The sequence below is a fragment of the Bacillus sp. FSL R5-0447 genome (assembly GCF_038606125.1).
Lineage (GTDB): Bacteria > Bacillota > Bacilli > Bacillales > Bacillaceae > Bacillus > Bacillus velezensis.
The window spans coordinates 3,100,100-3,117,870 of the sequence record NZ_CP152012.1 but is presented as its reverse complement, the minus strand read 5'-3'; the positions used below and the strand labels follow the sequence as shown (position 1 = coordinate 3,117,870).

Sequence of the window (17,771 nt, the reverse complement as noted above, 5' to 3'; positions counted from 1 at the left end):
TTTTTCTTATGAACGCTTTTTACAATAAAGAAGGTGTGGGAGATACGCTTCTGATCTCTCTTAAAGATGCGGCACGCGAAGAAATCGCCTATGAAAGAGAAGGCGATGTCATCAGAATCTTTAACAAAGAAACAAAAGAAACGACGGGCTTTAACATTTTTAATGTGTCTTCTTATCTACAGATTGAGGACAACGGCCCCGTCGCTTTGTCTGAGACATTCGTTCAGGATGTGAATGAAATACTGAACAGAAACGGCGTTTCAGAAACGCTGACGGTTGACCTTTCTCCGAAATTTGTTGTCGGTCACGTTGAATCGAAAGAAAAACATCCGAATGCGGATAAACTGAATATCTGCCAAGTGAATGTGGGAGAGGAAACCCTTCAAATCGTTTGCGGCGCGCCGAACGTGGACAAAGGGCAAAAAGTCGTCGTCGCTAAAGTCGGCGCGGTGATGCCGAGCGGACTTGTGATTAAAGACGCTGAATTAAGAGGCGTTCCGTCAAGCGGCATGATCTGCTCCGCGAAAGAACTCGCTTTGCCGGATGCGCCGGCGGAAAAAGGGATTCTTGTTCTTGAAGACAGCCGCGAGGCCGGCGAAGCATTTCAATTCTAACTCCCATAAATAAGCGCACAGAATCGAATGATGTGAGAGAAAGCCGTTAAGCAGGCCTGCTTAACGGCTTTCTTCAGTTGGGAGCTTAATCTTTTCTGAGCCGCCCGGCAATGGTATACTAAATATCGTCCCAGACTACTAAAAAGGGAGTTAGAGAGTGATTAAACATGAGTTGGCTGAATAAATTTTTTGACTTATTTTTAGGTGAAAAAGAAGAAGAGCATGAACGTGAACCAAACACGCATGCCCAAATCCCGAAACAGCAGATACCGGATCAGCCAGAAGGCAAATTCACGCGCATGGAAGATCCTAAAATATATTACGAATATCCGAAAGGGAATTTCCGCTTCCCCGTCGTTCCGGACGGCTATAAGCGAACAGAGCAAAACCAAAGACAGCGGGAAAGGCACGAACGCCGCCAGCCGTCCCGGGATTATGCCGCCGGGAAGGATCAAACCGAGCGGAAACAGCATACACATAAAGAGCCTGAAACGGTGAAAAAGCCCTTTAAACCGTCATCCATTCCTTCACCGGTTTACGGCTTTCAATCTCAGCACAGCATAAAAAAAGCGCCTAATTCCGAAAAGCGGCGTGAAGAGAACGTAACATTGCTTTCAGAGGAGCAATTTGTTCCGCCAAAAGCCGGCCAGGAAACAGAAAAAGAGCCCGTCTTCACAACATCCGGCATAACAAAACAGACGAATGACCGGCCAGAACCGTTTGCGAAACAAGAGACGGAAGAAATCCCGGCCGTTAAAAAAGAGGAGCTTCACACCGAGGCTGAGAATGTAAAAGAGCAAGTGTTTGCAGCAGCAGAACCGCAGCAGACTGAAGAGCGGGAGCACACGGAAAGCGCGGAGTCTGCCGGCTTTACAGAAGAACAAGAGCATGAACAAACCCGCCCGCAGCCTATTAAAGAGCCTGAGTATGAAGTATCCCGAACGGCTGAAAACACAGAGGAACAAGCGGCGCCGCAGGAGGAATATCAGGAGCCTGAGCCGGAAAAAGCACCGCCTTTTGAAACCGCGGAAGAAACGGTGTATACATACACAGAACCCGGATACGATGAGGAAGTTCAGCCGCAGTCTGAAGACAAGCCCGAATCAGCTGAAACCGACGCGGAACAGGAAGCAGACTCTCAGCCTGAGTACAATGAAGTCACGCGGCATTCAGACCCCGAGCCTGAACCTGCAAGCATCGAGACGGCCGATGCCTCGTCCCGGCCTGCCGAAGAAAAAACGGAGCATCAAGGACAGCCTCAGACTGTGAAAAAAGCGGAGCGGCCGAAAGAGCGCAATGTACCGTTTAACGTCATGATGCTTAAAAGCGATAAACACAAGCAGGCGAAGACGCCAGAGGGCGGAGCGAGCTATGTCTTTCCGAATCTGTCGCTTCTGGACGTACCGCCGGCGCAAAGACATGACGACCAATCGTGGATTGAAGAACAGCGCGAGCTTTTAAACGTTACACTGAAAAACTTTAATGTGCGCGCCCAAGTCGTTCATGTCACACAAGGCCCGTCCGTCACACGTTTTGAAGTGCATCCTGAGCCCGGAGTGAAAGTAAACAAAATTACAAACTTAGCAGATGATATTAAACTGAGCCTGTCTGCCAAGGATATTCGGATTGAGGCGCCGATCCCCGGTAAAAACACGATCGGCATTGAAGTTCCGAACCGCGTAAGCAAAGTCGTTGATTTAAGGCAGATGATCAGAAGCGCCGCTTTCAGGACGAATCCGTCTCCGCTTACAGCCGCGCTCGGTGTCGATATTTCCGGAAACCCGGTCGTCATTGATTTGAAAAAGATGCCGCACGGGTTGATAGCGGGTGCGACAGGATCGGGAAAAAGCGTCTGCATCAATACCATTTTGGTCAGTCTGCTTTATAAGGCGGATCCGAGTGATGTCAAAATGCTTCTGATTGATCCGAAAATGGTCGAGCTTGCGCCATATAACCAAATTCCGCATTTGGTCAGCCCCGTCATCACGGACGCCAAAGCCGCGACCGCCGCGTTAAAATGGGTTGTGGAAGAGATGGAACGGCGATATGAACTGTTTGCCCATTCGGGTGTGAGAGATATCGGCCGCTTTAATGAATTAACCGCCGATCATAAGACAGGCGAAAAGCTTCCGTACCTCGTAGTGGTCATTGATGAGCTTGCCGATTTAATGATGGTCGCGCCGAACGATGTGGAAGAAAGCATTGCCAGAATCGCGCAGAAAGCGAGAGCCTGTGGCATTCATCTGCTTGTTGCGACACAGCGTCCGTCTGTCGATGTCATTACCGGAATGATCAAGGCAAACATTCCGACGAGGATTGCATTCTCCGTCTCAAGCCAGGTAGATTCCAGAACAATCATCGACATGGCGGGAGCGGAAAAGCTGCTCGGAAAAGGCGACATGCTGTACTGGGAAAACGGTACCGGAAAACCGGTGCGCCTGCAGGGCAACTTTGTATCCGACAGAGAAATTGACCGCGTCGTCTCTCATGTCAGAAAGCAGCTGCCGCCTTCTTATTTGTTTGAACAGGAAGAACTGATCAGGCAGGGAACCGCCCTCAAGGAAGAAGACGAACTGTTTCCTGAGGCGTGCCAATTCGTCGTGGAGCAAAACAGCGCCAGCACCTCAAGCCTTCAAAGAAGGTTCAGAATCGGTTATAACCGCGCCGCGAGGCTGATTGACATGATGGAAGCCGAAGGCATGATCTCAGAAGCGAAGGGCAGCAAACCCCGTGAAGTGCTGATTACGGCCGCTGACATTGCTCAAGAATAAGAATATCGTTCATTTTTCTCACAAACATGGTATGATAGTGGATGGACCATCAAAACTGCATCACTGTCACGCGCTGAAATATCATGCGGCAGGTTTAATCAAAAAGAAAGTTACAGATACTGACGATAACGTAAAAATAAATGGAAGCGCCGCTGTGCGGGCTTTTCGCCCGCGGCGGTCGCAAAATGAAATGAGCGTCATATACTGGGGAACAGATAGACGTTTGTTGGAGGTACGATTATGACTGTTTATCATTTTGTTGGAATAAAAGGGACAGGTATGAGCCCGCTTGCTCAAATCCTGCATGATACAGGGTATCAGGTGCAGGGATCGGATATCGAGAAGCAGATTTTCACTCAGGCTGCCCTTGAAAAAAGAAATATCCCGATCTATCCGTTCAGCGCCGATAACATCAAACCCGGCTTAACGGTAATCGCCGGAAACGCATTCCCTGATTCTCATCCGGAAATCGCAAAGGCGCTCGCTGAAGGGATTCCTGTCATCAGATATCATAAATTTTTAGCTGAATATATGAAAAAATACACAAGTGTCGCGGTAACGGGCGCACACGGCAAGACGTCCACAACGGGCCTCTTGGCACACGTGATGCAGCAGGCGAAGCCGACTTCGTTTCTTATCGGGGACGGAACGGGCAGAGGAAATGAAAGCAGCGAATACTTTGTATTTGAAGCCTGTGAGTACCGCCGTCATTTCTTAAGCTATCAGCCTGATTATGCGATTATGACGAATATTGATTTTGACCACCCTGATTATTTCGCCAACATTGACGATGTGTTTGATGCTTTCCAAAACATGGCGCTTCAAGTCAACAAAGGCATCATTGCCTGCGGTGATGACGAGTACCTGCCGAAAATTCACGCCAATGTGCCTGTCGTTTATTACGGCACGGGAGAAGAAAATGATTTTCAAGCGAGAAACATCGTGAAAAATACGGAAGGCACGACATTTGACGTCTTTGTCCGCAATACGTTTTACGATACGTTCTACATCCCGGCATACGGGCATCACAATGTCCTCAATTCCTTAGCGGTTATTGCGCTCTGCCACTATGAAGAGATAGACGTGAACATGATTAAGCGCGGACTTGAATCATTCGGCGGCGTCAAACGCAGATTCAATGAAAAAGTGATCGGCAGCCAGGTACTGATCGACGACTACGCCCACCATCCGACTGAAATCAAAGTCACGATTGAGGCGGCGCGTCAAAAATATCCCGAACGTGAAATCATCGCGGTATTTCAGCCGCATACGTTTACACGGACGCAATCATTCCTGGATGAATTCGCAGAAAGCTTAAGCGCGGCCGATCGCGTGTATCTGTGCGACATTTTCGGCTCTGCCCGCGAGAACGTCGGCAAGCTCACGATCACGGATCTTCAGGAAAAAATCGCTAACGCAGAACTCATTGAAGAAAATGACACATCCGTGTTAAAAGCGCATGAAGGCGCAGTGCTGATCTTCATGGGCGCCGGAGACATTCAAAAATATATGAGAGCCTATGAAAACGTCATAGCGTAACGAAAAAGCAGTGGGGCTCTCACTGCTTTTTTGCGCGTGCTGCAAAGGGATTTACCGAGAAACGGAGAAATAGTATACATACAGATCTTTCATATATGTTTATCATTTTAAGAATTGGGTATATACCACTATATCCTGCATTAAGGAGGTATTAGATGATCATCATTCTTTACTTAAGCGTCGCACTCATTGCCGTTGCATTTCTCATCCTCGTCATCTATCTGTCCAAAACATTAAAGTCCGTGCAGATGACTTTAACAAACGTTGCCTCGACTTTAGACGGCCTTGAAGGGCAGATGAAAGGCATTACCGCAGAGACAACCGAGCTGTTACATAAGACAAACCGTCTCGCGGAAGACATTCAGGAAAAATCAGAGAAATTAAATACGGTTGTCCATGCTGTCCAGGAAGTGGGAACTTCCGTCCAGCAGTTTAATACATCCATAAAGCAGACAGCAGGTTCCGTTACGGCCTCTGTAAGAGAGAATCAGGATAAGATCAGTCAGGTTGTCACCTGGAGCCAGGCCGCTATGGAAATATGGGACAAGTGGAAGCAAAAGAAAAAAACATCGCTTTAATCATAAGAAAAATCCACTAAGGAGGAATCATAATGAGCAAAGATGGAATCAATAGTAAGGATTTTTTAATCGGAACGCTGATCGGGGGAATTATCGGCGCGACAACGGCGTTGTTTCTGGCGCCTAAATCAGGTAAGGAGCTGCGCGACGATCTCGGCAGTCAGGCTTCTGCGTTAAAGGATAAGACGGACAGAATGACGGCCGACGCGAAAGAAAAAGGCTCTCAATATGTCAGCATCGCCAAAGACAAAACATCTAATATCACCCAGCTGGTAGCTGATCAGTCAGGCCAGATTATGAATAAAGTGAAGGATTTAAAAGACCGTTCTAAGAGCACACTAACCGAGAAAGCCGAAGAGACGAGAAGCGAAATGCAGGACACGGCACAAAGCATAAAGGCCGAAGCGGAAGACGCCGGGGAAAAAGCCGGTCAGGCAAATCGCTGATCTTCAATAAGGAGAGATAACCGACATGACAAAACAGCTGATATCGTCTGAAGAAGAGTTCAAAAATGCCGTTGAGAAAGAAAACAAGCTCGTGTTTTTGAAACACAGCACAACCTGCCCGATCAGCCAAGCCGCGTTTCAGGAGTTTGACGCCTTTGCATCGGCGCATTCAGAAGTGCCTTCTTATTACCTGCAGGTGCAGGACAGCCGGCCGCTTTCAAACTATATCGCCGAGACATACGGCGTGAAACATGAAAGCCCGCAAGTATTCGTCATTGCAAACGGCGAAGTGAAATGGCACGCGTCTCATTCACAAATCACAAAAAACGCAATAGAGCAGCACCTTTCATAATTGCTGGCCGCCGGTTGATACCGGCGGTTTTTTTTTTGAAAAAAACTATTGATCATTTCAGCCGGATCATGTAGGATATCAATATATACCGCTTCAACGCATAAAAGCTTAAAAGCGTTTTGGTGATAAAGCCGAATGTGAAAAAATTTATTATTTCATATTCCTATTTTCGCATAACTGTAGTAAGATGCATGTTAACCATTAAAATAAAACATAGCATAGAAGGGATGAAAAAGATGAGCAACAAGGAATTAGAGAGCCTAAGACAGCAGGCAGACGCACTAAACTTAGAAATCCTTAAATTAATCAATGAACGCGGAGCCGTTGTAAAAGAAATCGGTAAAGCAAAGGAAGCACAGGGTGTCAACCGATTTGACCCTGTCAGAGAGCGTACAATGCTTAACCGCATAATTGAAAGCAATGACGGCCCATTTGAAAACTCAACGATCCAGCATATTTTCAAAGAAATTTTCAAAGCCGGACTTGAACTTCAAGAAGAGGATCACAGCAAAGCGTTGCTCGTCTCCCGGAAGAAAAAAGCAGAAGATACGATCGTTGACATTAAAGGCGAAAAAATCGGTGACGGCGATCAGAGATTCATCGTCGGACCTTGTGCCGTAGAAAGCTATGAGCAGGTTGCCGAAGTAGCGGCCGCAGCGAAAAAACAAGGCATTAAAATCCTGCGCGGGGGCGCGTTTAAACCCCGCACAAGTCCGTATGATTTCCAAGGTCTCGGCGTTGAAGGCCTGCAAATTCTTAAACGCGTCGCTGATGAATATGACCTCGCGGTGATCAGTGAAATCGTAACGCCCGCCCACATTGAGCAAGCGATTGATTACATTGACGTCATTCAGATCGGCGCGCGGAACATGCAAAACTTTGAATTGCTGAAAGCCGCCGGTTCCGTTAAAAAGCCGGTATTGTTAAAACGCGGTCTTGCCGCAACAATTTCAGAGTTCATCAATGCAGCTGAATACATCATGTCACAAGGAAACGACCAAATCATTCTTTGTGAGCGCGGTATCAGAACGTACGAAACGGCAACGAGAAACACACTCGACATTTCTGCCGTGCCGATTTTGAAACAGGAAACTCACTTGCCGGTGTTTGTTGACGTCACACACTCAACAGGCCGCCGCGATCTCCTGCTTCCGACAGCAAAAGCGGCGCTTGCGATCGGCGCTGACGGCGTGATGGCCGAAGTTCACCCTGATCCTTCCGTTGCCCTTTCAGACTCTGCGCAGCAGATGGATATACCTGAATTCGAGAAATGGCTGAACGAATTAAAGCCAATGCTGAAAGTAAAAGCATAATACAACGTTCCGCTCTTTAAAGGCCGCCTCGCGCGGCTTTTTTTTCGTATCTTCATTTTATTTAATTATAAAATGAAAGTGAACGTTTTCATCACTGGGAAAAACGTGTATAATTTCATGAGAGATATTTAAATTTGATGAATAATGAAAAATAATGTACACTACTGACTTACGCTTACAATCATAAACGACAGAATGCGAAATCGTACGACATTTCTTTACATAAAGTGTTTATGCTATAGATAAGGATAAGTGTATCCAGTAAAAGGAGTGGTTTCAGTGAGCAACATTACGATATACGATGTGGCCAGAGAAGCAAATGTCAGTATGGCGACTGTTTCCCGCGTCGTGAACGGCAACCCGAATGTAAAACCGACGACCAGAAAAAAAGTATTGGAAGCCATTGACCGGCTCGGCTATCGCCCGAATGCGGTGGCAAGAGGGCTTGCAAGCAAAAAAACGACTACGGTCGGCGTCATCATCCCTGATATCTCAAGCATTTTCTACTCTGAACTTGCGCGTGGAATTGAAGATATCGCGACGATGTACAAATATAATATTATTTTAAGCAACTCGGACCAAAATCTTGAGAAAGAACTGCATCTGTTAAATACGATGCTTGGCAAACAAGTGGACGGTATCGTATTTATGGGCGGCAACATTACGGACGAGCATGTCGAAGAATTTAAGCGCTCTCCTGTGCCGATCGTCTTGGCGGCATCAGTGGAAGAACAGGGCGAGACGCCTTCTGTCGCCATTGATTACGAACAGGCGATTTATGATGCCGTTAAGCTTTTCATTGATAAAGGGCATCGCGATATTGCATTCGTCTCCGGACCGATGCAAGAGCCGATCAACCGTTCGAAAAAACTGCAAGGGTACAAACGGGCGCTTGAAGAAGCGGCGATTCCGTTTAACGAGCAATTCGTAGCGGAAGGCGATTACACCTATGATTCCGGTATGGAGGCGCTTCAAAGCTTGATGGGCCTTGACCGGAAACCGACGGCGATTCTTTCTGCGACGGATGAAATGGCCCTCGGCATTATCCATGCGGCCCAAGATCAAGGTCTTTCAATACCTGATGATCTTGATATTATCGGTTTTGACAATACGAGATTGAGCCTGATGGTCCGCCCTCAGCTTTCAACAGTCGTGCAGCCTACGTACGATATCGGCGCCGTGGCGATGAGACTTTTGACAAAACTGATGAACAAAGAGCCGGTTGAAGAGCAGATCGTCGAATTGCCTCACCGCATCGAATTAAGACAATCAACCAAGTCATAAAAAAACGGAAAAGCAAGCTTCACTCTGAGGGGTGGAATCTTGCTTTTTTACTTGAGTAAGGAGAAGATATGAAACGTTTTGATTATCTGACGCCCGTTGGCTTTATGTTAGGCTGTATTATTGTCGCAATCGGTATTCTGTCAGGGACGGGACTGGCGGGAATCAGTTCATTTTTAGATCTGACTTCTTTTTTAATCGTCACAGGCGGCCTTGCTGCGGCGATCTTTATCAGCTTTCCGCCGAGGGATTTAAAGAAAACCCCTTCTGTTCTGAAACAGGTATTCTCCCGTCAGGATGACAATGTGAAAGAGCTTGTCAGAGTATTTGTCAGCCTTTCGGAGCAGGCGCGCAGGCAGGGGCTTCTGTCTCTGGATGACCAGGCGCGTGAGATCAAGGATCCGTTTTTAAAAAAAGGGCTTTTGCTTGCGATTGACGGCTGGGACGAGGAAACGATCCGGCTGGTAATGGATTCTGAGATCGCCGCAATGGAAGAAAGACACAGAAAAGGAAGACGCGTTTTTGAAAAAGCCGGTGATTTCGCACCCGCCTGGGGAATGATCGGGACGCTCGTCGGACTCGTTCTCATGCTCAAAAACTTAAATGACCCGCATACCCTCGGACCGAACATGGCCGTTGCGCTATTGACGACGCTGTACGGAGCGCTGCTTGCCAACTTGGTATTTATCCCAATCGCGGCAAAGCTTGAAGAAAAAACGGAAAGTGAAATTTTCATCAAACAGGTCATGATCGAAGGGGTTGTCGGCATCCAATCGGGCAAAAATCCCCGCAACCTCGAAAGTCAGCTCGTCGTCTTCAGCTCAAGAGAAGACTGGCGTAAAGGACAGCCTGCGAACAAGAAAAAGGGCGCTGTCCATGAAGCTTAGAAAAGAGCGTTTTGAAAGAAGAAACAAACCGGAACATTCCGGCGGTTCACCGAGATGGATGGTGACGTTCGCTGACTTGATCACGCTCATTCTCGTGTTCTTTATATTGCTTTTTTCGATGTCGCAAATAGACGCGGAAAAATTTCAATCTGCCGTTTCATCGATTCATACAAACGGCAGCGGGGGTGAACCGGCGTCATCAGACAAAGCAAATGAACATAAAGAACAGGATTTGCTCCTGCAAAACGTGAAGACATACATAAAAGCGCATCATTTGAGTTCGAAATTGACAGCGAAGCGCGATGAGCGCGGAGTGGTTCTGGTGCTGCAGGAGGCCGTTCTGTTTCAGACAGGAAAAGCGGATGTGCTGAAAAACGCCGAGCCGGTTCTGCATCAGATCGCGGTGCTTTTAAAAACAATTCCGAATGACATACAGGTAGAAGGCCATACGGACAGCCGCCGGATTTCCACCTATCAATTTCCGTCAAATTGGGAGCTGTCGTCTGCAAGAGCGGCGAGTGTGATCCGGTATTTTACCGCGAATGAAGACTTTTCCGCCAAACGGTTTATCTCTGCCGGGTATGCGGATACGAAACCTGTGAAGGACAACAAAAGTCCCGGACATATGAAAGAAAACCGCCGTGTAGAAATTGTGATCAAAAAAACGACCTCCTCATAAGGTCGTTTTTTATTTTGTTTTATACCGCTGCTCAGACCGGATGGCAAAAAGTGCTTTTTCCACGGTTTGGGCATTTTTTTCTGAAATTTCATCTTTGCGGGGAATCGGAGGATATAATTGTTCAGGATCACTCCAAAAAGCGGGCAACGTGCAGGGGGAGTGCTTCTGCCATTTATCAATCCATTTCTGCGGTATGCGTTCCCCGGGATCAATCCCTTTCATCTCAAGCCAAATGCGGCTCCATGCTCTCGGGACGACTCTCCAAATATCGTATCCGCCGCCGCCGACCGCGATCCATCTGCCGCTGCAATATTGATGGGCTAATGAATGAGCAAGCCGCGGGATCTCCTGATAAATGGAGATTGTATTGGACAGGTGTGTCAATGGGTCGTAATAATGGGCGTCCGCACCATTTTGGGTAAGAATCACATCCGGCTTGAAAAAAGCCGCGATTTCTGAGGCGGCCGTATTGTAAGCGTGAAGAAAGGAATCATCCTCTGTGAAAGCGTCCAGCGGAATGTTAAAAGAATAGCCGTAGCCTTGCCCGCTTCCTTTTTCCAGTACCTGTCCCGTCCCGGGAAATAAATAACGCCCGGTCTCGTGAAAAGAAACAGTGCAGACATCAGACCTGTCGTAAAACGTAAATTGAACGCCGTCGCCGTGATGGGCGTCTGTATCAATGTATAACACTTTTGCCCCGTAGTTCTTCTGGATGTATTGGATGGCCACGGCGCTGTCATTATAGATACAAAAGCCTGAGGCCCTGCCGCGGAAGCCGTGGTGAAGGCCGCCTCCTAAATTGCAGGCGTGCCTGGCTTGTCCCGTCATGACATAATCAGCCGCCGTTAAGGTGCCGCCCACCAGAAGTGACGCGGCTTCATGCATGCCGGCAAAAACGGGGGTGTCTTCCGTTCCGAGACCGTAGCTTTCTCCTTCTGCGGCAGGGAGCCGGCCCGCACCCGCTAGTTCCACCGCCTGTATATAATCCTCCGTATGAACGAGAGCCAGCTCTTCTTTAGCGGCCGTGCGCGGTGTGACGATATCTCCTTCGTCAAACGCATCCGCCGCCTGAAGCAGATCGTATGTTAAAAGCACACGACGCTGATTGAACGGATGTTCCTGATGAAATTGATACGTCTGATAAGAAGGCGAGTAAACAAAAACGCTGTCTCTCATGGCTGATCCCTCAAATGTTTCGGCCATAAGACATTGTATCCGGCTTCTTGAACGGCACGGATAAAAGGGAGCGGATTCATCGTCTTCACCCGGAAGACGAGAATGTTCGACCCGGCGGAATCATGGGGATAGACGAGCACACTCAGGATTTGCAGCTGAAGATCGCGGCACATGCAGCTGAGATCAGCAAGGCTTTTTGTCATATCCGTCACCAGGATTTCCACCTGTGATCCCGGCTGGGCCGCGCCTGTCAGGCTGACGAAAGTCCGGAGCACGTCGGTTTTCGTTAAAATGCCCGTCAGCTTATGGTTTACCGTAATCGGCAGACAGCCGATGCCGTGCTCATAAAAGGAAGCGGATATTTCTTCCACAAAGTCAAGCGGATGGGCGCAGATGACATTCCGCTTCATAATGGTCTCCACTTTGTTTGTCAGAAATGCGCCGCGTTCCTTTTGTTCAAAGCTGCCGGGGCCGGCCTGTTTAATGTCTCTGTCTGTGACAATACCGATGACGTGCAGCTCGTCGTCGATGACAGGGAGATGGCGGATATGATATGTCTTCATTTTACGGACGGCTGTTTCAATGGAGTCGTGTTTTGAGACGGTGATGACGTCCCGTTTCATGATTTGTTCTGCAATCATCTTTTTATCCCCTTTGTATGTCAGTCAATACATAAATCGCTGATAAAAACGAAGCCTGTCGAACTGTTCAATTGACTCCTGACTGACGTGCCTGCCGATGCGGGCCATCAGACAATTGGCCGGATGAGAACTGATTTCCGGTTCATCCGTTGCGAACCAGACAAGACCCCCGGCATTCATCATCTTTTCCATGATCTTTCTGTATTCCCACACATCTTTTTTCATTCCTTTTAAATCCCAATGCCAGTAATATTCCGTCGTCATGATGATGTACCGTTCCATCTGTTCATCCATCATGCTGACTGTCAGCAAAGTTTTTCCGACAGAACAGCCCCTGTAGCCGGGAGCGACCTCGATCGCCCCGAGTTCAAGGAGGTCTTCCATATTTCCGTCAGACCACCGTTCAAGCGGATCAGGATATAAATACGTCACATAGCCGATAATCGTCTGTCCGTCCCTGGCAATAATGATCCGCCCTTCAGGAAGCCCGGCGATCTCGATTAACGCTTTGTGCTGTTCATGAGGAAGGCGAAAGGCTGTCAGGCCTTCATGAAACTCATACTGTGCTAGGTCCTCTGGAGGAACGGGCCCTTCTACTAAAAGAGGGCCGGCTGCTGTCTGAATTGATGAAGAATGGTACGTTTTATGATGTTTCACTGATTCACCGCCTGTCGGTTCTTAATAAAAACACATCTCTTTTAAGCATAACAAAATATAAAGCGTTTTCAATAGTGTTGTAATTTATATTTTAAAAATTGAGAAAACTGTGAACATCTACTATAATTAGTCTATAGATAAGCAAAGGGGGATGTTGCATGAATTTGAAAGCGCTGCCGGCGGAAAAGGGGAATTATCATCTGCGAAATTATGAGGAAACGTACCGCAGCTTCGATTGGAAAGAGGTCGAAGCGGCATTTTCCTGGCATCAGACGGGGAAGCTGAATGCGGCGTACGAAGCGATTGACCGTCATGCCGAATCATTTCGAAAAAACAAAGTAGCGCTGTATTACAAGGACGCAAACCGGGATGAAAAATACACATTTAAAGAAATGATGGAGGAATCGAACCGGGCGGGAAATGTACTGAGACGGTATGGAAACGTGGAAAAAGGGGACCGCGTTTTTATTTTCATGCCGCGTTCGCCGGAGCTTTACTTTATCATGCTCGGCGCAATTAAAATCGGTGCGATCGCCGGTCCTTTATTTGAAGCGTTTATGGAAGGCGCCGTCAAAGACCGCCTGTTGAACAGCCAGGCAAAGGTTGTCGTGACGACACCTGAACTGGCCGAACGGATTCCGGCGGACAGCCTGCCCGACCTCGAGCATATTTTCATTGTCGGCGGCAGCAAAGAAGCGGGAGATAAAATCATTCATTATGATAAAGCGGCTGAGGGAGAAAGCACGAGACTTGATATCGAATGGATGGACAGAAGAGACGGCTACCTGCTTCACTACACATCAGGATCTACCGGAACGCCCAAAGGTGTGCTCCACGTTCATGAAGCCATGATTCAGCAATACCAGACCGGCAAGTGGGTGCTTGATCTTAAAGAAGACGATATTTACTGGTGCACTGCGGACCCGGGCTGGGTGACCGGGACGGTGTACGGGATATTTGCGCCGTGGCTGAACGGAGCGGCGAATGTGATCGTCGGCGGCAGATTCAGTCCGGAAAACTGGTACGGCACGATCGAGAAGCTCGGTGTCAGCGTCTGGTACAGCGCTCCGACGGCTTTCAGAATGCTTATGGGCGCCGGAGATGAAATGGCATCCAAATTTGACCTTACTTCACTTCGTCACGTCCTGAGTGTCGGAGAACCTTTGAACCCCGAGGTCATCAAGTGGGGACATAAAGTATTCGGCAAGCGCATCCACGACACGTGGTGGATGACAGAAACGGGCGGACAGCTCATTTGCAATTATCCTTGCATGGAGATCAAGCCGGGTTCAATGGGGAAACCGATTCCGGGAGTGGAAGCGGCGATCGTTGACAATCAGGGAAATGAGCTTCCGCCGTACCGAATGGGGAATCTCGCCATTAAAAAGGGCTGGCCGTCGATGATGGATTCCATTTGGAACAACAAAGAGAAATATGATTCTTATTTCATGCCGGGCGGCTGGTATGTTTCCGGAGATTCTGCTTATATGGATGAAGACGGTTATTTCTGGTTCCAAGGCAGAGTCGATGATGTCATCATGACATCCGGCGAGCGCGTCGGCCCGTTTGAAGTCGAAAGCAAACTTGTTGAACATCCGGCGATTGCCGAAGCAGGCGTCATCGGAAAGCCGGACCCTGTCCGGGGAGAAATTATTAAAGCGTTTATCGCGCTCAGAGAAGGGCATGAGCCATCCGATCAGCTGAAGGAGGACATTCGCCTCTTTGTAAAACAGGGGCTTGCCGCGCATGCCGCACCGCGGGAAATTGAATTCAAAGATAAACTTCCGAAAACACGGAGCGGAAAAATCATGAGACGTGTGCTGAAGGCGTGGGAGCTGAACCTGCCGGCAGGCGACCTGTCCACAATGGAAGATTAAAGACGGCGTTGACATCGTATCTTATTTATGTTAAAAATGAGTAAGCTTCATACGAAAAGGTTTTGATTGAGACAAGTAGGGTATCTGATTGTTCAAGAGAGCTGATGGCCGGTGAAAATCAGCACATAAGATATGCCGAATACACTCATGAACCGTTTTTGCGAACAAAGCCATTCCAAGGCTTTCAGTAGTGAAAGAACGGACACGGTCCGTTATCAAAAAGAGTGATAAAAGCTTTTTTATGCTTTTATTAGTAGGGTGGTACCGCGATTATATCGTCCCTTCGTTTTAAACGAAGGGGCGTTTTTTATTTTCATAAACAAAGGAGCAGACAAAATGACTAACTTATTAGAGGATTTATCATTCCGCGGCTTAATCCAGCAAATGACGGATGAAGAAGGACTGAATAAACAGCTGAACGAGGAAAAAATCCGTTTATACTCAGGGTTTGACCCGACGGCTGACAGCCTGCACATCGGACACCTTCTGCCGATATTGACACTGCGCCGGTTCCAGCTTGCAGGCCACCATCCGATTGCGCTTGTAGGCGGTGCGACGGGACTGATCGGCGATCCGAGCGGCAAAAAAGCGGAACGTACGTTAAATACTCAGGATATCGTTGTCGAATGGTCGCAAAAAATTAAAAATCAGCTTTCCCGATTTTTAGATTTCGAGGCCGGAGAAAACCCCGCTGTCATAGCGAACAACTTTGACTGGATCGGAAAGCTGAGCATTATTGAATTTCTCCGTGACGTCGGAAAGAACTTCGGAATTAACTACATGCTTGCGAAAGATACTGTAAGCTCAAGAATTGAAACCGGAATTTCTTACACGGAATTCAGCTACATGATCCTGCAATCCTACGATTTTCTGAATCTGTACAGAGAAAAGAACTGCAAACTCCAAATCGGAGGCAGTGACCAGTGGGGCAACATCACGGCCGGTCTTGAACTGATCAGAAAATCAGAAGAAGAAGGAGCGAAAGCTTTCGGTCTTACCATTCCGCTCGTCACAAAAGCTGACGGCACGAAATTCGGCAAAACGGAAGGCGGCGCCATTTGGCTTGATAAAGAAAAAACATCGCCGTACGAATTCTACCAGTTCTGGATCAATACAGATGACCGCGACGTCGTCAAATACTTAAAATACTTTACTTTCTTATCAAAAGAGGAAATTGAAGCTTATGCTGAAAAAACGGAGACGGCTCCTGAGAAAAGAGAAGCGCAGAAACGTCTCGCTGAAGAGGTGACTGTTCTTGTACACGGCCGCGAAGCGCTTGAGCAGGCCGTTCATATCTCCCAGGCGCTGTTCAGCGGCAATATTAAAGAGCTTTCCGCTCAAGACGTCAAGGTAGGATTTAAAGATGTACCTTCGTTTGAAAAAGACCGCTCTGAAGAACTGTCTTTAGTAGACGTGCTTGTGGAATCTAAATTGTCGCCTTCAAAACGGCAGGCCCGCGAAGACATTCAAAACGGAGCTGTTTACATTAACGGCGAGCGCCAGACGGACATCGGGCATCTTCTGACTGCGGAAGACCGCATTGAAGATCAATTTACCGTACTGCGCCGCGGAAAGAAAAAATACTTCCTGATCACGTACTGAAAATAAAAAGCAGTCCGGCCGCTCAATGCGGCAGGCTGCTTTTTTATGTTTTGTGAATACTGCACGGGGAAATGAGTACAGTACATAGTATAAGCAAAACAGGGAAGGGGTGCTGCGCCGTGAATTTCATGTTTACCATCGCAAAAGAAAGATTGCAGCGGGATCATTGGGAACAGCAGCAAAGCATAAACGCCGAAGCCAAAGCCGAGGAATCAGAGACGGAAGAAGAAAATCCGACATCATAAAGGTAAAGCCTCCATTCTGCGGAATGGAGGCTTTTGATTGTCACCATATCAGCCTGGCGGCGGCCATCAGCACGACTCCCGTGATGACCGTGATGGATAAGCTTTTTGTCAGCATCGCGCAAAGCAATGTCGGGATGAGAACGATCATTGCTTTCCAATCAAAGGTCAAAGCACTGTTTGTTTTCACAATCATGCTTTCCGTTACCAGAGCCGTCAAAATGCAAAGCGGAATAAAGGAGAGCCATTTTAAAGCCAACTCAGGCATCTGAATGTTCCGGACAAATATAAACGGAACAATGCGCGGCACAAGTGTAACAATCATGCAGCCGAGTATAATCCAGATCATTTGTGTGCTGATGCTCATTTGTCCGTCACCACCCCGATCGTTGCCACAATCACGGTTGAGACGATGACCGCGATGTGTGACGGGACGAAATACGATAACAAGACCATAAAAATGATCATATAGAGAATTAAGGAGAGGCTGTGCTTCAGCTTTTCCGAAGCGGACGATTGCAATTGCAGCACAAGCAGCGCCGCAAACATAGCGGGCAAAGCAAAGTCCAGGCCGAGCGCGTAAGGATCAGATATCCATTGTCCGAGAAGCCCGCCCATTACACAGGAAATAACCCAGCACATGTAAGCGGTTATATTGAGGCCGTTCATCCATTTATCGTATAACCTGCCGTTCTGAGCCGCTTTGTTCACCGCTACCCCGAAAGATTCATCAGTAAGCAAAGCCCCGAAGCCGATATTTTTCAGCAAAGAGTATTTCGTGAAATACGGCGCGATGGTCAGGCTCAGCAGAAGGTGCCGCAGATTGACGATAAACGTCGTTAAAATAATGGCGGAAATCGGACTCCCGGAAACAAGGAGCGAGCAAATAATAAATTGGGCGGCGCCGGCATAGACACACAAAGATAACAAACAAATTTCAAGAATGCTTAGATGAGAGGCAACGCCAACGATGCCGAAAGCAAAACCGATGCTCATATAGCCCAGCAGCGTAGGCACACAATCCCGCACCCCCTGTAAAAACGTATCGTTCATTTCCCGGGAAACGGCGGTTTTTTGCACTTCTGTGTTAATCATTTTTCATACTCCTTTCATAGA

18 protein-coding genes and 1 other annotated feature are annotated in these 17,771 nt (G+C 47.8%); of the genes, 13 read left to right on the top strand and 5 right to left on the bottom strand.

The window, feature by feature from the left end; all coding sequences use genetic code 11:
- Positions 1 to 8: 8 nt before the first annotated feature.
- The 10 genes from ytpR to motS all read left to right on the top strand — a co-directional run bounded on the left by ytpR (position 9) and on the right by motS (position 10,460).
- A complete protein-coding gene (gene ytpR, locus NYE68_RS15545) occupies positions 9 to 614 on the top strand; it encodes a YtpR family tRNA-binding protein (RefSeq protein ID WP_022552814.1) in 606 nt (201 codons plus the stop codon).
- A gap of 167 nt (positions 615 to 781) precedes the next feature.
- Positions 782 to 3,385: a DNA translocase FtsK gene (locus tag NYE68_RS15540; protein ID WP_060674834.1), complete on the top strand. Its 2,604-nt coding sequence runs from the start codon at positions 782 to 784 to the stop codon at positions 3,383 to 3,385.
- A 240-nt stretch (positions 3,386 to 3,625) separates the two neighbouring features.
- Positions 3,626 to 4,924 (top strand): UDP-N-acetylmuramate--L-alanine ligase, encoded by a 1,299-nt coding sequence (murC, locus tag NYE68_RS15535; RefSeq protein ID WP_015418019.1) that lies wholly within the window; start codon positions 3,626 to 3,628, stop codon positions 4,922 to 4,924.
- 155 nt (positions 4,925 to 5,079) lie between these two features.
- Positions 5,080 to 5,502: a DUF948 domain-containing protein gene (locus NYE68_RS15530; protein ID WP_324636511.1), complete on the top strand. Its 423-nt coding sequence runs from the start codon at positions 5,080 to 5,082 to the stop codon at positions 5,500 to 5,502.
- A gap of 32 nt (positions 5,503 to 5,534) precedes the next feature.
- Positions 5,535 to 5,948 (top strand): YtxH domain-containing protein, encoded by a 414-nt coding sequence (locus NYE68_RS15525; protein WP_003152380.1) that lies wholly within the window; start codon positions 5,535 to 5,537, stop codon positions 5,946 to 5,948.
- Between the two features lie 25 nt (positions 5,949 to 5,973).
- Positions 5,974 to 6,300, top strand: a complete 327-nt coding sequence (gene ytxJ / locus NYE68_RS15520; protein ID WP_033574218.1) for a bacillithiol system redox-active protein YtxJ — start codon at positions 5,974 to 5,976, stop codon at positions 6,298 to 6,300.
- Positions 6,301 to 6,536: 236 nt separating this feature from the next.
- Positions 6,537 to 7,613, top strand: a complete 1,077-nt coding sequence (locus tag NYE68_RS15515; RefSeq protein ID WP_003152383.1) for a bifunctional 3-deoxy-7-phosphoheptulonate synthase/chorismate mutase — start codon at positions 6,537 to 6,539, stop codon at positions 7,611 to 7,613.
- 279 nt (positions 7,614 to 7,892) lie between these two features.
- On the top strand, positions 7,893 to 8,897 hold the full coding sequence (gene ccpA, locus NYE68_RS15510; protein ID WP_012118209.1) for a catabolite control protein A: 1,005 nt from the start codon (positions 7,893 to 7,895) through the stop codon (positions 8,895 to 8,897).
- A 68-nt stretch (positions 8,898 to 8,965) separates the two neighbouring features.
- Positions 8,966 to 9,781 (top strand): flagellar motor protein MotP, encoded by an 816-nt coding sequence (gene motP, locus NYE68_RS15505; protein ID WP_007408775.1) that lies wholly within the window; start codon positions 8,966 to 8,968, stop codon positions 9,779 to 9,781.
- Positions 9,771 to 10,460, top strand: a complete 690-nt coding sequence (gene motS / locus NYE68_RS15500) for a flagellar motor protein MotS (protein ID WP_039254186.1) — start codon at positions 9,771 to 9,773, stop codon at positions 10,458 to 10,460. The genes motP and motS overlap by 11 nt, the downstream gene beginning before the upstream one ends.
- A 9-nt stretch (positions 10,461 to 10,469) precedes the next feature.
- Here the strand turns inward: motS and NYE68_RS15495 are convergent, their stop codons facing one another.
- Genes NYE68_RS15495 through NYE68_RS15485 form a run of 3 tightly spaced genes read right to left on the bottom strand, consistent with a single transcriptional unit; the run spans position 10,470 to position 12,934 of the window.
- On the bottom strand, positions 10,470 to 11,636 hold the full coding sequence (locus NYE68_RS15495) for an acetoin utilization protein AcuC (RefSeq protein WP_039254188.1): 1,167 nt from the start codon (positions 11,634 to 11,636) through the stop codon (positions 10,470 to 10,472).
- Complete coding sequence (locus tag NYE68_RS15490) at positions 11,633 to 12,277, bottom strand: acetoin utilization AcuB family protein (RefSeq protein WP_033574215.1); 645 nt, start codon at positions 12,275 to 12,277, stop codon at positions 11,633 to 11,635. The genes NYE68_RS15495 and NYE68_RS15490 overlap by 4 nt, the downstream gene beginning before the upstream one ends.
- 24 nt (positions 12,278 to 12,301) lie before the next feature.
- Complete coding sequence (locus NYE68_RS15485; protein WP_015240397.1) at positions 12,302 to 12,934, bottom strand: GNAT family N-acetyltransferase; 633 nt, start codon at positions 12,932 to 12,934, stop codon at positions 12,302 to 12,304.
- Positions 12,935 to 13,092: 158 nt separating this feature from the next.
- Here NYE68_RS15485 and acsA point away from each other — a divergent pair, with 158 nt between their 5' ends.
- The 3 genes from acsA (at position 13,093) to NYE68_RS15470 (ending at position 16,658) form a co-directional block, all read left to right on the top strand.
- Positions 13,093 to 14,811: an acetate--CoA ligase gene (acsA, locus tag NYE68_RS15480; protein ID WP_007408770.1), complete on the top strand. Its 1,719-nt coding sequence runs from the start codon at positions 13,093 to 13,095 to the stop codon at positions 14,809 to 14,811.
- 53 nt (positions 14,812 to 14,864) lie between these two features.
- Positions 14,865 to 15,097, top strand: a binding site (T-box leader).
- A 50-nt stretch (positions 15,098 to 15,147) separates the two neighbouring features.
- Positions 15,148 to 16,413: a tyrosine--tRNA ligase gene (gene tyrS / locus NYE68_RS15475; RefSeq protein WP_007613147.1), complete on the top strand. Its 1,266-nt coding sequence runs from the start codon at positions 15,148 to 15,150 to the stop codon at positions 16,411 to 16,413.
- A gap of 119 nt (positions 16,414 to 16,532) precedes the next feature.
- The gene (locus NYE68_RS15470) at positions 16,533 to 16,658 is read left to right on the top strand and encodes a hypothetical protein (RefSeq protein WP_007408768.1); all 126 of its coding nucleotides are present in this window, start codon (positions 16,533 to 16,535) and stop codon (positions 16,656 to 16,658) included.
- Positions 16,659 to 16,698: 40 nt separating this feature from the next.
- Here NYE68_RS15470 and NYE68_RS15465 read toward each other — a convergent pair whose 3' ends face one another.
- Positions 16,699 to 17,022 carry an AzlD domain-containing protein gene (locus NYE68_RS15465; protein WP_039254194.1) on the bottom strand — a complete coding sequence of 108 codons (324 nt, stop codon included), beginning with the start codon at positions 17,020 to 17,022 and terminating at the stop codon, positions 16,699 to 16,701.
- Positions 17,019 to 17,750 (bottom strand): AzlC family ABC transporter permease, encoded by a 732-nt coding sequence (locus NYE68_RS15460; RefSeq protein ID WP_015418011.1) that lies wholly within the window; start codon positions 17,748 to 17,750, stop codon positions 17,019 to 17,021. Before NYE68_RS15460 ends, NYE68_RS15465 begins: the two co-directional genes overlap by 4 nt.
- Between the last annotated feature and the right edge of the window lie 21 nt (positions 17,751 to 17,771).

Coding starts and splice junctions, on each gene's coding strand:
- ytpR (WP_022552814.1), top strand. CDS start 9: ATGAACGCTTTTTACAATAAAGAAGGTGTGGGAGATACGCTTCTGATC.
- NYE68_RS15540 (WP_060674834.1), top strand. CDS start 782: ATGAGTTGGCTGAATAAATTTTTTGACTTATTTTTAGGTGAAAAAGAA.
- murC (WP_015418019.1), top strand. CDS start 3,626: ATGACTGTTTATCATTTTGTTGGAATAAAAGGGACAGGTATGAGCCCG.
- NYE68_RS15530 (WP_324636511.1), top strand. CDS start 5,080: ATGATCATCATTCTTTACTTAAGCGTCGCACTCATTGCCGTTGCATTT.
- NYE68_RS15525 (WP_003152380.1), top strand. CDS start 5,535: ATGAGCAAAGATGGAATCAATAGTAAGGATTTTTTAATCGGAACGCTG.
- ytxJ (WP_033574218.1), top strand. CDS start 5,974: ATGACAAAACAGCTGATATCGTCTGAAGAAGAGTTCAAAAATGCCGTT.
- NYE68_RS15515 (WP_003152383.1), top strand. CDS start 6,537: ATGAGCAACAAGGAATTAGAGAGCCTAAGACAGCAGGCAGACGCACTA.
- motP (WP_007408775.1), top strand. CDS start 8,966: ATGAAACGTTTTGATTATCTGACGCCCGTTGGCTTTATGTTAGGCTGT.
- motS (WP_039254186.1), top strand. CDS start 9,771: ATGAAGCTTAGAAAAGAGCGTTTTGAAAGAAGAAACAAACCGGAACAT.
- NYE68_RS15495 (WP_039254188.1), bottom strand. CDS start 11,636: ATGAGAGACAGCGTTTTTGTTTACTCGCCTTCTTATCAGACGTATCAA.
- NYE68_RS15490 (WP_033574215.1), bottom strand. CDS start 12,277: ATGATTGCAGAACAAATCATGAAACGGGACGTCATCACCGTCTCAAAA.
- acsA (WP_007408770.1), top strand. CDS start 13,093: ATGAATTTGAAAGCGCTGCCGGCGGAAAAGGGGAATTATCATCTGCGA.
- tyrS (WP_007613147.1), top strand. CDS start 15,148: ATGACTAACTTATTAGAGGATTTATCATTCCGCGGCTTAATCCAGCAA.
- NYE68_RS15465 (WP_039254194.1), bottom strand. CDS start 17,022: ATGAGCATCAGCACACAAATGATCTGGATTATACTCGGCTGCATGATT.
- NYE68_RS15460 (WP_015418011.1), bottom strand. CDS start 17,750: ATGATTAACACAGAAGTGCAAAAAACCGCCGTTTCCCGGGAAATGAAC.